This is a genomic window from Mesorhizobium sp. A623 (assembly GCF_054489405.1).
The window spans coordinates 70,813-86,350 of sequence record NZ_JBTMXB010000017.1 but is presented as its reverse complement, the minus strand read 5'-3'; the positions used below and the strand labels follow the sequence as shown (position 1 = coordinate 86,350).

Here is a 15,538-nt window from a genome sequence, read left to right as displayed (position 1 = left end):
AGACGATCGGAACGCGGTTCGGCGGCATCCCCCAGTCAATTCCGATGCCCCATTTGCCGGTGATGTCTTACGCGAAGGTTATCGACGTGCTTCCGAACGCCCTGTCCTTCGCGCTGCTGGGCTGCATCGAAAGCCTTTTATCGGCGGTCGTGGCCGATTCAATGACCGGCCGACGACATCGCTCCAACTGTGAACTGGTGGCTCAAGGTGTCGCCAATATAGCCTCGCCATTGTTCGGCGGCATCTGCGTGACGGGCAACATCGCCCGCACGGCCACCAATGTTCGCGCTGGCGCTCATGGTCCGGTTGCGGGAATGCTCCATTCGGTCTTTCTCCTGTCGTTCATGCTCATTGCCGCGCCGCTGGCTTCCTATATTCCGCTGTCGGCGCTGGCAGGGGTGCTGGTCATCGTCGCCTGGAACATGGCCGAAAAGCATGAATTCGCAACGCTGATCCGGGCGTCGCGAGGCGATGCGGTCGTCTTGCTGGCAACTTTCCTGCTCGTCATATTCCGCGATCTCACAGAAGGTATCCTCGTCGGTTTTGCGCTTGGCGTGCTGCTGTTCCTGCATCGCATGGCCCAGTCCATCGAAGTTGAGAACGTACGGCCTATCGCGCAGGATGATGTAGCCGATAGCACCAACGGCAATGGTCGAAGACCGTATGACGTCGATCTGGCAACGGATCCCGACATCGTGATCTTTCGGATATCCGGGGCGTTCTTCTTTGGTGCTGCGGCTGCAGTCGGGGCGGCCCTGGATCGGATCGGCGAGCACCCGAAAGCCTATATCGTCGACTTTTCCGCGGTGCCTTTTCTCGATTCGACAGGTGCTGCGACGATCGAGGGTTTCGTCCGCAAGGCTCACCGCCATGGAGCAGCGGTCTACATTGCCGGCACAACGCGACCGGTTCGTCGAGTTCTTCTGATTCACGGTGTGAAGCCGCCGCGGGTCCACTTCAGGAAGACACTCGCAGACGCGGTTCGGCTGGCGCGTGGCGAGGGTAAGCGTGCCCGGCCAGTAGCGGCTTCGGAATCGACATAGGAGGCATCCGTAACAATCCATACCAACGCTGCCGCCGTAGACTACCATGTAAGAGTGACGTCCTTTGCCCGGCGGCAACGCGAACATCCGATGATAATCAAAGGCCGAGGTTGGGACGAGAAGTCCCTCCTCAAGTGACATCTGCTCGTTGAACGATCTTGAGTTGTTCTAACCCGAAGGAGAGGAGCGAGGTGTTCCTCGGCTAGATCGCAAGAATCGCACAAATTGAACGGATATTTTGCATGGTCGGTATCAATAATTTCATTCTACATGAGGGATAAATTCCATGAGTGGGTCTAAACGTGGCATTTATAATATGATTATTAGATCGGCGATATCTGCTGCTGTTGTCGCGATCGCATGGACCATACTTTATTATATGTTGGGTGTTACGATGGTCTCCACGATATTGGCCGTCTTGGCCGTGGGCGTTTCGAGCTTGTTTCTATAGGCCGAAATTATTTCGATAAAGATCTTTTCCACTCGTGAACCCGCACCGAAGCTTGACCTTGGTTCGATTGGCAACAGGTCCATGACTTTGCGATAAAACTGGACGCTTCGATCAACGTTCTTTCTGAGGCTTAACCGACCCTTTTGGCGTGCAAACAGGTTATCCGGCGGCGATTGCTGGGCTTGCGCCGCGCCGTCGTCAGCCCTTACGGCAACCGTTCATACGGCTGCGATGCGGTCCAGGTAGATGAGGCGCTTTGTGTTGTAGAGGATATTGGCCATACCGATCTCGGTCGTGGCGCGATCGATGCCGATGGTGCGGATGAACATGCCTATGCGGCTCTTCTGCTCGGCGAAGACATACTCGACACGGGAGCGGATCTTTGACTTGATATTGCTGGCGCGGCGGGTGAGCTCTGGCTGTGTTTCGGCGTCAAATCCCTTGCATCGACTATTGTGGCCCCTCCTTCCTGACCCTGCATATGCCGATAGCACCTTGATTAACATCAAAGACAGAGGCCACGGATCGGCCAAAGATGCGTTTGATTGGAGAGAGCTGTCGTGACCATACGCAATCTGGAGTATGTCGTCCGCCCAAAATCTCTTGCCATCTTCGGCGCTTCCGAACGCGAGGGATCCGTCGGCCGCATTGTCATGAAGAACATCATCACCGATGGCTTCGAAGGCGACATCTGGCCGGTTAATCCGAAGTACGGGCGGGTCGCCGGATATCAATGCTATAGCCGGGTAGAAGAGCTTCCCGGCGTTCCGGATCTTGCTGTCATCATGACGCCGGCGGAAACGGTGCCGGACATCATAGCGGCGCTTGGGGAAAAAGGTTGTCGTGCGGCCGTCGTCATCACTGCCGGGCTGACGCGTGAGAACGGCTTGCGGCAGGCGATGCTTGATGCGGCGAAGCCGCATCTGTTCCGCATCATCGGGCCCAATACGATTGGACTAGCGATTCCGCCTGCGAAACTGAATGCCAGCTTCGCGCATATGGCGGCGAACCCTGGCAATATCGCTCTGTTGTCACAGTCAGGTGCGATCGCCACCTCACTTATCGACTGGGCGGCCGAAAACGCTGTTGGTTTTTCCCACATCGTTTCCCTTGGCGATATGGCTGATGTCGATGTCGGCGACTGGCTTGATTTGCTGGCGGGCGATGCACAGACGCGCGTAATCGTCATGTATCTCGAGACCATCACCAACCCCCGCAAGTTCATGTCTGCCGCCCGCGCGGCCGCCCGGCTCAAGCCTGTCATCGCCGTGAAGGCAGGTCGGAACGAGGCCGCCGCCAAGGCTGCCGCGACCCATACCGGAGCGCTGTCGGGCGCCGACCGGGTCGTTGATGCTGCACTCTCGCGGGCTGGCATCCTGCGTGTCGACGGACTGGCAGAGTTGTTCGATGCGGCCGAGATTACAGCGCGGTTCCGACCACTGGATCGCACCAATGTCGGCATCGTCACCAATGGCGGCGGGGCCGGGGTCCTCGCTCTGGATCAGCTTGCCGGAAGCGAGAGCTCCTTGGCGGCGCTCTCTGCCGCAACGGTCGAGCAGCTGAACCGCCAGCTCCCATCGACATGGTCGCACGCTAACCCTGTCGACATCATCGGTGACGCGCCACCCGAACGCTATAGGCGTGCCGTCAAGACTGTCGCCTCGGATGCCGATGTCGATGTCGTGATGGTGCTGAACTGCCCAACGGGCCTGGCTTCGCCTAAGGACGCCGCTATTGCCGTGGTCGGGCTGACCGAGGCCGGACACGTTGCGGGCAAGCCGCTGCTCACCTGTTGGCTTGGAGAGCATACGGCACGGGAGGCTCGACGCGTGCTGCAAAGCGCCGGCATTCCGAGTTTCGAGACGCCCGCAGAGGCGGCACACGCCGTCTCCTACCTCGCAGACTGGTCGAAAGCGCAAAAGGCGCTGATGCGTGTGCCGTCAAGCAGTAGCGAGGACGTTGTAAGGGATCGGGAAGCCGTCCTAGCCATCTTCCGCAAGGCGGCAACGGAAGGCCGGAGCCTGCTGACCGAGCCGGAGGCCAAGGCGGTGGCGGCCAGCTATGGCATATCGGTGCCGAAGGTCGTCGTCGCGCATTCGCCCCGGGAAGTCGGCGCGGTTGCCGCGAAGCTGCTCGAAACGTCGGAAAAGGTAGTCGTAAAGTTGCTGTCAAAGGCGATCTCGCATAAGTCGGATGTGGGAGGTGTTATTCTCGATATTGAGACGGCGGAAGCCGCCGAAGAGGCTGCGAGGCTAATCGAAAACCGTGTACGCCAGCGAGCGCCCGAAGCCGACATTCAAGGCTATGCCGTACAGCCGATGGTGATGCGCAAAATGGCGCAGGAACTCATCCTCGGTATGAGTCGCGACCCCATCTTCGGCCCGACCATCTTGTTCGGGGCTGGCGGTGTCGCAGTCGAAATGATGAACGACACCGCAGTCGCCTTGCCGCCGCTTGACGACCTACTCGCAGGAGACCTGATCGAACGCACGCGCATCGGCCGGCTGCTTGCGGGGTTTCGCGATAGGCCGCCCGCCAACCGCAGAGCGATTGCCCACGCGCTCAACAGCCTGTCACAGATGATCGTGGATTTTCCCTGCATCCTCGCGGTGGATATCAATCCTCTGCTCGCCGACGCAAACGGAACGATCGCACTTGATGCACGTATCGAGATCGATCTCCAGGCCGTCGAAGAGCGAGGGCCGAACCCTATGCTGGCAATTCGGCCCTATCCGGCCGGCTGGGAGAAAGAATTCGTGGGCGGTGACGCCGGCTATCACATTCGACCGATCAAGCCGGGCGACATCGAGCTTTATCCGGAATTCCTGGCAAAGATCGCCCCTGAGGACATTCGGCTGCGCTTTCTTGGACCACGCAAGCATTTTCCCGACCAGATGCTAAAGCGCCTCACGCAGCTTGATTACGACCGCGATATCGCCTTCGTCGTACTGGAAAAGGCAAGTGGCGCGCTAGCTGGCGTGGGGCGGCTCTCTTGCGATCCGGACAAGGAGAAGGCCGAGTACGCACTGCTCGTCCGAACCGATCTGCAAGGCTATGGCATCGGCTGGCAACTCCTGACGCTGCTGGTCGACTATGCAAAGGCCGAGAGGATCGGACAGATCGAAGGTATTGTCCTGGAGGAGAACAGCGGAATGCTACGTATGTGCCGCGAATTCGGTTTCACACTCAGCCGTCATCCTGACGAGCCCGGCCTCATGCTTGCCGCCCTCGATCTCGGCCAGAAGATGCAGTCCCGTCGATAATGGCGCCAACAGAGCTACAATGCCTGTATGCCATCGAACGTCTATGACACCGGAGCGATGCAGCCCACGATGACCTGGATCGTTCCACCGGAGTAACGACATTGGCCAAATGAACGCGTAGCTTCTCTGTCCATGTGGACCCTGTTTCTGACCCATTGGCCCCATTTTCTTGCTGTCGTGTCCGTGATGGTCGCGGCGGTTGCCGCTGTGCACGCGGCCATGACTAAGGACGAAGTACGCTCGGCGATCGGATGGGTGGGGGTCATTATGTTGTCGCCGATCGTCGGCGCGCTGATCTATGCGGTTGCGGGCATAAACAGGATCCGGCGCAGCTCGATCGCGGCGGAACGCTCGATGGCCGGGCACGAGACTCCGGCGCACCCGAGTTTTGACGTCACAAATGACCTTGTTGCCGAACGGTTCGGCCGCCGATTCGCTGCCCTCAAGACCGTAGGCGACAGGATAACACACCATATGCAGACGGCCGCGAATACCATCGACATGCTGAAGACCGGCGACGAAGCCTACGCCTCGATGGTCGAGGCGATCATGGGTGCCCGCCGCAGCATCATTCTAGAAACCTACATCTTCGACCGCGACCCGATCGGATTACGCATTGCCGACGCCCTTATCGAAGCCGTGAAACGTGGTGTCGAGGTGCGGGTTCTGATCGACGCTGTGGGCGCGCGCTATTCGGTTCCCAGTATCGTGCCTTATCTTCGCCAGGGCAGCGTCTCGGCGGACGTATTCAACGGCCGTATCATCATGGGATTGCGGCTGCCCTACGCCAATCTCAGGACACACCGGAAAATTCTCGTGGCCGACGGAACGACGGCGTTTGTCGGAGGCATGAACATCAGGAAAGGCTTCACTTCGGAATTCGCTGGTCCAGATTGCGCGCACGACACACATTTTCGCATCACGGGACCGGTAGTCGCCGACGTCTTCGCAGTTGCCGCCGAAGACTGGCATTTCACGACAGGAGAGCGATTGCACGGTGATGCCTGGCGAGCCGGGATGCTGTCCGGCGATCCGGGGACGGGGATGCTCGTGCGGGCCATCCCCTCTGGACCGGATGACAGCGTCGAAGCGAACCAGAAGATGCTGATGGGAGCCTTCTCCGTTGCGCGCAAGTCGATCCTTATCATGTCACCCTATTTCCTGCCCGACCGTGAGTTGATCGTTGCCTTGACGACTGCCGCCCGGCGCGGGGTTGATATTGATATTGTCGTCCCGTCAGCCAACAACCTCGTCCTTGTCGATCGTGCCATGACGGCCCAGTTCGACCAGGTCCTGAGAAGCTATTGCCGCGTTTGGCGCGCCAAAGGCTTGTTCGACCACTCCAAGCTACTTTCTGTCGATGCGACCTGGGCATTCGTCGGCTCTTCGAATCTCGATCCCCGCTCGTTGCGATTGAATTTCGAGATCGATCTTGCTGTGCTTGATCGGGACTTTGCCGGTAAGATCGATGCGCGAATCCGATCGGCCATTGAGTCATCCACTTCGGTCACGCTCGCCGGACTGCGCGCCCGTCCGTTTCTTGTGCGGCTGATCGACCGCATTCTGTGGCTCGGGTCGCCTTATCTTTGACAGAGTCACCATTCAGGGACATCAATCAAATGTTTCGTGCGTGAAGATTGTGTGAGGGATCGTCTCACCCTATTCCAGACAAGAAGATCCGTCGACATGATTCCACAAACACGAGGGGAGCAAGGAAAGGGCTATACGGAGAATGAATGGGCGGCTTTCTGCGGATATCTTCGAGCGGATTCGGCGAGGCGATGAACATGCGTCACCGAAGACCGTCAGCTATGGCCCGCACTTGTCGGCGTTGCATGTAGCATCTTACAATGTTCATAAATGCGTTGGCACCGACGGCAAGTTCGACCCGCTGCGTACGGGTCAGGTCATCCGGGAAATCAACGCTGACATCATTGCATTGCAGGAGGCCGATCGGCGCTTTGGGGACCGTAGCGGGATATTGGATCTGGTTCGTCTTGAACGTGAAGCCGGCCTTGCACTGGTCCCTGTCTCCGGTAAGACGAAGTCGCATGGCTGGCACGGGAACGTGCTGCTCTTCAGGCGCGGGGTTGTACGTGGCGTTCATCAGGTCACACTTCCAGGGCTGGAGCCGCGCGGCGCGATCGTTGCCGAAATCGACCTCGACGCGGGAGCCTCAATCCGAATCATAGCGGCGCATTTCGGCTTGCTTCGCCATTCGCGCAAGCGGCAGGCCCACATGATATCCGAGATCGTGAACGCGGATGATGACACGCCCACATTGCTCATGGGCGATCTTAACGAATGGCGTTTCAATGACCGGTCGGCGCTGAGTACTCTCAATACAGCTTTCGGCCCTATCTCGCCGGCCGTCCCGAGTTTTCCGTCCAGGTTGCCGTTGCTTGCGCTCGACCGCATCATCACGAACCGCGAGGATATTCTGTCGCCTGTCACGGTTCACGACACGCCGCTGGCGCGCGTCGCTTCGGACCATCTGCCAATCAAGGCATTCGTCGATCTCTTGCCCGCTTTCGGTTGGGGCGAGCGCCATCAGACAAGCGATTCATGCAAGGCAGCATGAATTGGCAAGCCGTTCAGGCCAGGGTTCAAAATGCACTCGACTGGCTTGGCAGGGATTTCTCAATCGCTTGCCGCCCGGTTATGCGCGTGGCCTTAACGCGGTAGAATAGATGCGTGGACGGCGTAGCCATCGGCGCCAGGACTGGCTTCAGCGCACCGGGTTCCCACCAGTTGGCGTGCTTTTCCAGCAATGACCAGGCGTGATCACGCTCGCGCTTCCAGCCGATCCGATCCGGTAGTTCCTCGAAGGTCCCGTAAACGATCACACTGCGCCATTCTCGATGCCCGCCTAAATGGTCCACTTGCAGGCAAACGGAAGGGTTCTCCCGCATCCAGTCGATCTTTTGCCCCTGCATCGAGAAGCTGTAGAAATAGCCCTGTTCATACGCATATTGGATGGGGATGAGATATGGCTGGTTTTCCCGCGAGCAAGCCAGTCGGGCAAGACGTGAGACCTCCAGCAACTCGATGCATTCCTCGCGGGTCATTTCCCTGATAATCATGACTTCTTCTCCGGATTCGGCCTTTTTACAAGAGCTGGCTGGCTTAGCTAACTTCCACTATGTTGCATCAATGCGAAATGAGAGCAGGTATCAGAAGGTTCGACAAGATACCTTCCGTCGCTCCGCCCAGTACGAAATCGCGCAGCCGCGAATGGCCGTAGCCACCCATGACGAGTAACTGAGCCTCTTTTTCGATCGCCGTCTGCTGCAGCGTTGCTGCAATGGGGCAGCTCTGCGCCTTGATCTCGATGGCTTCGGCGTTCAGACCGCTCTCGCGCAGTCGACTAGCCAGCTTTTCGCCAGGGCTATTCTCCTTGAGTGGCTTTTCATCGACTACCGTAAGGATCGATATACGCTCGGCGCGGTTCAAGGCGAAACGGGCGTCGGCAATCGCGCGCGCGGCAACTCGGCTCCCATCCCAGGCAATCGCGACGTGGTCGAAGGATGTGATATCCCATAGTTCGGGCAACAGCAGGGTTGGTCGCCCCGAACCGAAAATGACTGCCTCGGCGGTCGTTCTCGACGTCTGATTGCCGGCTTCCCACCCCACAAGACTGAGATCGTAGTAGCGGGCATGCAGCGCCGCAGCCTCGCCTAACAGAGCGAGCGGTGCGGATAAGGCTGCGGTCGTGAGTTGCACGCCTGCCGTCTCGGCCTTTTCCTTCAGAACAGTGAGTAGATGCTCTCCTCGATGACGACTGGCTGTTTGGGCTTCCCGGATCAGCTTGGGGGTGTTGATCAGCAGCCTGGAAAGTGTATTGGATGTATCAGGGATGTCGGCATTGATGGCGGCGGCATGGATTGCCGCACCGATCTCGGCAGCCACGAAGGCTACGTGAGCGCCAAGCACGTCCACATTTGCTTCCGGATAGGTGACGAGGGGAACGAACGCCTGGAGGTTCAAGACAGTTTTTCCTTTCCGGGTCACTTCAATCTGGCAACGCGGGATGGCGAAGGCGTCAGGACGCCATCGCCTTCAAGGTCTGCAATTTAATGATATTTGCGCTGCGTAGCGTGGGTAACTCGATGATACCTTTTTGCCGTAGCCTGGTGAACATGCGGGAGACGGTCTCGATTGTCAGGCCAAGGTAGTCCGCAATGTCCAGGCGGGACATCGGCAACTCTATCTGCGTCAGGCCACCCTGCCGTTCGGACATGTCCGTCATGAAGGCGGCGATACGCTCATCGGCGTTTTGCCGACCAAGAACGAGGAGATGCTCCTGCACTCTCACCAAGGTCTGAAGTGCCATTGGTAGCAATTTGGCAGCGGTCTCATCTTGATACGAAGAGGGACGCATGACGCGGACGGCCGTGCCGCAAATCGCTTCCGCAAAGAAGTGATGGGTTACGTCGGCCTCTAGGCCGAACGCCTCGCCGGGTAAATGGAATGCCGAAATCTGGCGACGCCCATCGGTAAGCAAGCGATGGATTCGGACCGCGCCGATTTCGACCTGATATAGCTTTCCGCTTTTCTCACCCGGGGCATAAATCTCGGCGCCCGGACGAAAGAAAGTCAATGCCTGAAGGCTTTTGCGTGGGTAACCCCCTATGGATTCGCAGACATGCGATGACTTATACGGGGAGTAGGAACTGCGATGCGGTGCAACAAGGGCCATGACCGTCTCCTGATACCGTCGACAGACCAATCGCCCAAATTCGAACGCGTGGAAATTCGGTGATGCCCGTAAGGGGAACTACGTAGTAGCCGTCACACCAATCCTGCCACGGCACTACGTACGGCCTCTATGAGGGGCTCGCCCAGAAATGGCTTCATGACGGGTTTTACGAAAGGAAGGTCGGGGGCGGCATGAAAAAGACCAACAAGAAGGATGACAGGCCTGGCGAAATCGATAAGCTGTTTCCTGGCCTGTTCCCAATCGTCGATGGCATCGTCATCCAAAACAGCGCACGCAGCCCGCCGTGCGTCCGCCGACGCCAAGGCGTCGCTTGCGTAAGGGTGGGCACATACCGTGAAGCCGTCGCTCTCCAGCGCGAATTCGAGCGAGCGCCTGAAGCCCTTATCCGGGGCTGCGATCAGTATGATTTCAGTTTCTGTCACCTGAAGACCTCAACCGGTCCTTCTTCTGCGTCCGGTCATGAAGGCGTTTACATGTTCCCAGATTCGTCACATTGAGCAAGATCAACGCGCAATAGGAGCGTCGAAAAAATAATCTGGGAACGTCGACAGGTTAGGAACCCTGCGGCGATTGCATACCAACACAATCCGGCCAAATGTCGGCCCTCATTTCCCCATTTCAAAGGTTCATGGCAATTGCCATCCGCACTAATTCGGGGAGGCTCCTTGCCTGCATCTTAGCCATGATGTTGGCGCGATGAACCTCCACGGTGCGCGGACTGATGTCGAGGTCATACGCGATTGTTTTGTTGGGCAAGCCTGCGACGACTGCGGACAAGACCTGGCGTTCCCTGTCTGACAACTGAGCGAGCTTGGATCTGAGGGCTGTAACATTGTCGATGATGGCCAACTCATCGAGATGGGCGGCAGCCCGCCTGATGGCCTCGACAAGGACATCGTCCTCAAACGGCTTTTCAATGAAATCCACCGCCCCAGCCTTCATGGCTGCAACGGCCATCGGCACGTCACCGTGGCCGCTAATGACGATGGAAGGCACCATTGCGCCTTTTTCCCGTAGGCGTTCCAGCAATTCTACGCCATTCATATCGGGCATTCTCAGGTCAGTGACGAGACAGACCCTGCCATTCGTCGGCGTTAGGGCGAGGAAGCTTTTCCCGGATTCGTGAAGACGGACGGTGAACCCCATCGTGGTCAGCAAGAAGGCAAGCGACTTGCGGACCGGTTCCTCGTCGTCGACGACATGCACGGTATAGTCGTCAATCTGCATTGGCTGCCTCTCGGGTGGTCACGGGGAGTGAAAAGCGGAAAGTCGCCCCGCCCTTGTCGTTTCGTCCGGCTGTGATGACGCCACCATGGGCTTCGATGATACGTTTAGAAATCGACAGGCCGACTCCCATCCCGTTGGCTTTGCTGGTCACGAACGGTTGAAAAAGGCGGGCGGCAATCTCTTCCGAAACTCCGCTGCCTGTATCGACCACTTCGGTTACGATATAGTCATCGCCTTCACGGGTCGTGCGAACGACCAGTTCTCGCAGTTCGCTATCGCGCATGGCTTCCACGGCATTGCGTATCAGGTTGATCAAGACCTGCTGGATCTGGACTTTGTCGACCATGACATGTCTCGTATCTGGAACGAACTCGAAAATTGTACGCACGCCCTGCTCGCGGGAGCCAACAAGCGCCAGCGCACCGGCCTCCTCAATCAGCTTGCGGATATCCTGTGACGTTTTTTCGGCCCCACCTCGCGTAACAAATTCACGCAGGTGTCGGATGATGCCGCCGGCACGAAGCGACTGTCTCGCGGTTTCATCGAGCGCGTCCTTAAGCCGTTCAGCCGTTGTGGCGTCCAAGTCCTTGAGCAGACGCACGCAGCCTTGCGAATAGTTTGCGATCGCCGCCAGCGGCTGGTTGAGTTCATGCGCAAGCGTGGAAGCCATCTCGCCCAATTCGCTCAGACGAGCCAAACGAGCCAGTTCGGCCTGGATCTCCTGTAGTTGCGCCTCTGATTGCTGGCGTTCGGTGAGATCGCGGATGAAACCGGTGAAGTAGGTCTTGCCGGCGGACCTCATTTCGCCGACCGCGAGCTTCATAGGAAATGTCGAGCCATCCTTCCTGCGTCCGATCACGACCCGGTCGATGCCGATGATCCGCTTTTCGCCGGTGGAGAGATAACGGTGAACATAGTCATCATGCTCGCTATGGTAGGGTTCTGGCATCAGCAGGTTCACATTCCTACCCACGATCTTCTCCTTGGCATAGCCGAACTGCCGAACCGCTGCGGCGCTGAAGGAGGTAATGATTCCTTTGTCGTTAATCACCACCGTGGCGTCGGGGACGGTGTCGAGGATCGAGCGCAGATGCGCTTCGCTCGCCCGCAGCGTGCTCTCGATCCTGTCGAGTGCCCGACGCGCATGATGCAGCATTTCACCCATCCAGGCGATAACCGGTCCCGCGACTATGAAAACGATGATCTGTATCCAGAACGTCGGATCTGCGCCTGCGATCAGGAACGTTCCGACAATCGATAGGGCCAGGGCGAAGAGCGCCGGGCCTATGCCTCCGGCGATGGCAGCAACAAGAATAGCGGGAACGAAAAGGATGAAAAGGGCAGCGTTCCCGAGCGTCTCTTGCAGAGGCAGCCGGATCGCAAAAGCAACGGCGGTCGCTGCCGCGGCCAGGAGATAGCCGGCCCATCCTTCGAAACGCCTGGACAGGACGGCTTGAAGGAAGCGTCGTTGCAACCCTGGTAGATCTCTGGCTGGCATGGCCTTCTCTCAAAAACTGGAAAGCAGATCGTCAACGCGCTGTTACACAACTCGAAACACGAATCCGAAGTATCTGATACGTCTTTGACAAAAGCATCGTCGACAGCCGCGAAAACTACATTTGTCTGCATCGGAAAGAAAGCCGGCGGAGCGCCGCAGGCGAGCGGCTCTTTCGTCGATCGCAGCCTCGGTGATCATCGAACCACTGGGTCATTTCTCGCTATGATCATCGCTGACTCAATTTGAGCAGTTGGGCCGCAATACAAATGTCGATATCCTCGATAGGCATGGGAAGGTCGGCACGGACGGCACCGGCGGTTAGACGGCTGTGCATATCCTCCTCTGTGGCTTAACAGAGAGGAACTCTTGCCAGCGCTCTTTGGCCAGTTTCCAAGCCACTATCGGAAATGCCGACGTGTGAATGGTTCCGGCTTGGAGCAATATGAAACTGATGCCGGTACATTTGATCGGCGTCAATGACAGACGTTGCGGAAGGCGGTTAACTGCAATCCCTACTGGATCGAGCCGATGGGTGAACCTAGGCGAACGAAGCATTTCCACGCGCGATCGGCCGAGTGAGAGCCCATGGATCGGCGACGACAACCGGCAGGTGGATCTATTGCCCGCCGGCTCTCGTACCTATGGAAAACCTGAAAGCGGGAGAGCGGGGCATCGGCGGTATCTGCGGAAGGTTCATTCCACCCAAAGGATTAATCATGACTGATGCCACCGTCAGACTGTCGCCTGTACCCGCGAAAGTCAAAGAGTGAGCTCCTTCGAAGCATTCGACGCGAGATATATCGTATGTTCAACGACTACCGCCCGTTCGAGTGGCGCCGACCGAAGGGGCCGCCTTCATGCGGCAGAGCCGGCTGATATCGTGGTCATTCCGAGGGTGTTGACATGCAAAATGACGACAAGTGCGAACAATATCAGCCATATCGATCTGGTGTTGAAGCACGGTTCGCAGCAGGAAGCGGCTCGCGCGGCGCTGTCGGTGGACAGTGTGCCTCGCTTCGCCAGTGGAGGACCTTTGGCGCCTCCGGATCTGCTTGGCCGGTTTTCCGAATTATTCGCACGTGGCCGGGCAGGCGGTCAGTGCCGGGCTGGCTGGCCATTTTGAAGGCGATCACCGCCGGCGATGGCGGCAGGCTGGAACTTGCTTCTCCGCTGCAGGGCAGGGCTGGCGGATTTGAAGCCAGTTTTCTGATCGACAGGTGATGGGCATCGCGCTGGACAAGACGTCTCATGCCATCAACAAAAGATTTGTCGGCAGAATACGGTGGGAACCAGACATGGTGAGGGATGACGTGAAGCAATTTTTGCTATTCGATTTTTCGTCGGCTATGTCCCTGACAACCGTCCTTGGCATGTTTTTCGCCGCCGCAGGGACTTGGCTCTTCGACGGAGAGCTTTACTTCCTCAACCTGCCTGGCCTTGTGCTCGTCTATCTCGCCGGCGGACTGCCAGCCGCATGGCGGGCCTTGTCTGCGCTCTGGCGAGACCATATCCTCGACATCGATCTGCTGATGGTGGTTGCCGCCGTCGCGGCGGCCGTGGTCGGCGCGCCTTTCGAGGGCGCAGTCCTGCTGACACTCTTCAGCATTTCCACCACACTCGAGCATCGGGCGCTCGGGCGGGCGCGCCGCGCCATAGAGGCGCTGATGGCACTCCGTCCGGAAACGGCACTGCGAAAGGGCAGGGACGGTGCGGTGGAGGAGGTTGCCGCCGTCGAACTTTCCGTCGGCGATGTGGTGGTGTTACGCCCTGGCGCCCGGGTACCGACCGACGGCATGGTCGTCAATGGCCGTGGCGGCATCGACGAGGCCAACATTACCGGCGAGTCCATGCCCGTCTCCAAGGAGTCCGGCGAACAGGTCTTCGAGGCCACCGTCAATCTCGACGGGGTGCTGGAAGTGTCTGTCACCAGGACGGTCGGCGACAGCACAATCGCGCGCATGATCCAGCTTGTGACGGAGGCGCAGGCGGCAAAGGCTCCCTCCGAACGGTTCAGTTCCTGGTTCGGCCAGCGCTACACCGTTGCGGTTATGGCGGGCGCGGTTCTTGCCTTCGCCGCCTTTTATTGGTTGGGACGCGACTGGGAACAGGCTCTCTACAAGGCCGCAACGCTTCTGGTTGCGGCCAGCCCCTGTGCGATCGTCATATCGGTGCCCGCCGCCATCCTGTCGGCGCTCTCGGCCGCCGCGCGCGGGGGCGTGTTGTTCAAGGGAGGTACGGCACTCGAAGCGCTTGCTGCGGTCGACACCTTCGCATTCGACAAGACGGGCACATTAACGACCGGCCGAGCCGCAGTAACCCAGGTTGTTGTGCTGGATGGAGATGAAAGCCGGTTTCTGTCCTTGCTTGCCGGGCTTGAGGCACATTCCGAACACCATATTGCCGCGGCAATCCGCAGGGAGGGTACCGCACGCGGGCTTGATCCGGTAATAGTAGTGGACGTTAACGCACGCCCAGGTCTCGGCATCACCGGCTTTGATGCCTTTGGCCCGTTATGGGCCGGAAATCTGCATCTGGCCAAGGAAATGGGTGCGCGCGTCGACCACGCCGCGTTAGAAGAGCTCGCAGGCGGTGCTCACACGGTTGTCTATCTTGGGCGTGGTGCAACTGTGCTCGGCGCCGTGAGCGTGGCGGACGAGCCAAGGGCCAGTTCCGCTCCAGCCTTGGCCGCCTTGCGCAGCAGTGGCATACGCCGGATCGTCATGATGACCGGGGACCGCAGGCCGGTGGCACTGCGGGTTGGGATCGAGCTTGGGTTTAAACCCGACGAGATCCACGCCCAAATGCTACCCGAGGACAAGGTTCGCAGTGTCGGCGAGCTTGCCGAAAGCGGCAAGGTAGCCTTCGTCGGCGACGGTGTGAACGACGCAGCAGCCCTCGCCCGCGCCGATGTAGGCATTGCGATGGGCGCGGCTGGCTCCGATGTGGCTCTTCAGGCTGCCGACGTAGCACTCCTGTCAGAGGACATGGAAAGGCTCGCCGACGCCCATCGCCTGGCCCACCGTTCCGCCGCCATCATCCGACAGAACCTCATCATCGCGATCGGCGCCATGGTGGTGCTCGTCACCGGCGGATTGTTCTTCGATCTGCCGCTTCCGCTGGCGGTCGTCGGCCATGAAGGCGGCACGGTCCTAGTCGTGCTAAATGGGCTGCGTCTTCTGTCAGACCCGATCCGTCGGGACAAGGCAAAGACAACCTCTGCTGCTCCGACCCCAAAAGGTGGGCACCCGCTGCCGCCTGCGAAGCAGAACCACCGCCGCAAGGTTCCCGAACGCGCAGCATGACTCGCCACGTCTTTGACGTAGATCAAAGTGGTGC

Annotated in this window: 13 protein-coding genes; 6 read left to right on the top strand and 7 right to left on the bottom strand. The window is 58.7% G+C overall.

Going from position 1 to position 15,538, the window contains the following annotated elements; genetic code table 11:
• On the top strand, window positions 1-1,043 hold a 1,043-nt coding region (locus tag ACX3P1_RS17825), incomplete at its 5' end, for a SulP family inorganic anion transporter (RefSeq protein ID WP_459080943.1).
• A 669-nt stretch (window positions 1,044-1,712) separates the two neighbouring features.
• On the opposite strand, the gene ACX3P1_RS17820 is transcribed toward ACX3P1_RS17825, so the two are convergent.
• Window positions 1,713-2,000 carry a hypothetical protein gene (locus tag ACX3P1_RS17820; RefSeq protein WP_459080942.1) on the bottom strand — a complete coding sequence of 96 codons (288 nt, stop codon included), beginning with the start codon at window positions 1,998-2,000 and terminating at the stop codon, window positions 1,713-1,715.
• A gap of 54 nt (window positions 2,001-2,054) precedes the next feature.
• Here ACX3P1_RS17820 and ACX3P1_RS17815 point away from each other — a divergent pair, with 54 nt between their 5' ends.
• From ACX3P1_RS17815 to ACX3P1_RS17805, 3 genes are all read left to right on the top strand, one after another.
• On the top strand, window positions 2,055-4,757 hold the full coding sequence (locus tag ACX3P1_RS17815; RefSeq protein WP_459080941.1) for a bifunctional acetate--CoA ligase family protein/GNAT family N-acetyltransferase: 2,703 nt from the start codon (window positions 2,055-2,057) through the stop codon (window positions 4,755-4,757).
• A gap of 132 nt (window positions 4,758-4,889) precedes the next feature.
• On the top strand, window positions 4,890-6,347 hold the full coding sequence (locus ACX3P1_RS17810) for a phospholipase D-like domain-containing protein (protein WP_459080940.1): 1,458 nt from the start codon (window positions 4,890-4,892) through the stop codon (window positions 6,345-6,347).
• Between the two features lie 142 nt (window positions 6,348-6,489).
• The gene (locus tag ACX3P1_RS17805) at window positions 6,490-7,338 is read left to right on the top strand and encodes an endonuclease/exonuclease/phosphatase family protein (protein WP_459080939.1); all 849 of its coding nucleotides are present in this window, start codon (window positions 6,490-6,492) and stop codon (window positions 7,336-7,338) included.
• Window positions 7,339-7,363: 25 nt separating this feature from the next.
• On the opposite strand, the gene ACX3P1_RS17800 is transcribed toward ACX3P1_RS17805, so the two are convergent.
• The 6 genes from ACX3P1_RS17800 to ACX3P1_RS17775 form a co-directional block, all read right to left on the bottom strand.
• On the bottom strand, window positions 7,364-7,825 hold the full coding sequence (locus ACX3P1_RS17800; protein ID WP_459080938.1) for a pyridoxamine 5'-phosphate oxidase family protein: 462 nt from the start codon (window positions 7,823-7,825) through the stop codon (window positions 7,364-7,366).
• An 82-nt stretch (window positions 7,826-7,907) separates the two neighbouring features.
• Window positions 7,908-8,744 carry a universal stress protein gene (locus ACX3P1_RS17795; protein WP_459080937.1) on the bottom strand — a complete coding sequence of 279 codons (837 nt, stop codon included), beginning with the start codon at window positions 8,742-8,744 and terminating at the stop codon, window positions 7,908-7,910.
• Between the two features lie 55 nt (window positions 8,745-8,799).
• Window positions 8,800-9,456: a helix-turn-helix domain-containing protein gene (locus tag ACX3P1_RS17790; RefSeq protein ID WP_459080936.1), complete on the bottom strand. Its 657-nt coding sequence runs from the start codon at window positions 9,454-9,456 to the stop codon at window positions 8,800-8,802.
• A 92-nt stretch (window positions 9,457-9,548) separates the two neighbouring features.
• Window positions 9,549-9,899 carry a response regulator gene (locus tag ACX3P1_RS17785; RefSeq protein WP_459080935.1) on the bottom strand — a complete coding sequence of 117 codons (351 nt, stop codon included), beginning with the start codon at window positions 9,897-9,899 and terminating at the stop codon, window positions 9,549-9,551.
• A 196-nt stretch (window positions 9,900-10,095) separates the two neighbouring features.
• Window positions 10,096-10,698, bottom strand: a complete 603-nt coding sequence (gene fixJ / locus ACX3P1_RS17780) for a response regulator FixJ (protein ID WP_459080949.1) — start codon at window positions 10,696-10,698, stop codon at window positions 10,096-10,098.
• Window positions 10,694-12,202, bottom strand: coding sequence for a two-component system sensor histidine kinase NtrB (locus tag ACX3P1_RS17775; RefSeq protein WP_459080934.1), 1,509 nt, complete (start codon window positions 12,200-12,202; stop codon window positions 10,694-10,696). Before ACX3P1_RS17775 ends, fixJ begins: the two co-directional genes overlap by 5 nt.
• Before the next feature lie 903 nt (window positions 12,203-13,105).
• Between ACX3P1_RS17775 and ACX3P1_RS17770 the strand changes: the two genes are divergently transcribed.
• The gene (locus tag ACX3P1_RS17770) at window positions 13,106-13,423 is read left to right on the top strand and encodes a hypothetical protein (protein WP_459080933.1); all 318 of its coding nucleotides are present in this window, start codon (window positions 13,106-13,108) and stop codon (window positions 13,421-13,423) included.
• A gap of 74 nt (window positions 13,424-13,497) precedes the next feature.
• Window positions 13,498-15,504 (top strand): heavy metal translocating P-type ATPase, encoded by a 2,007-nt coding sequence (locus ACX3P1_RS17765; protein ID WP_459080932.1) that lies wholly within the window; start codon window positions 13,498-13,500, stop codon window positions 15,502-15,504.
• Window positions 15,505-15,538: the final 34 nt, after the last annotated feature.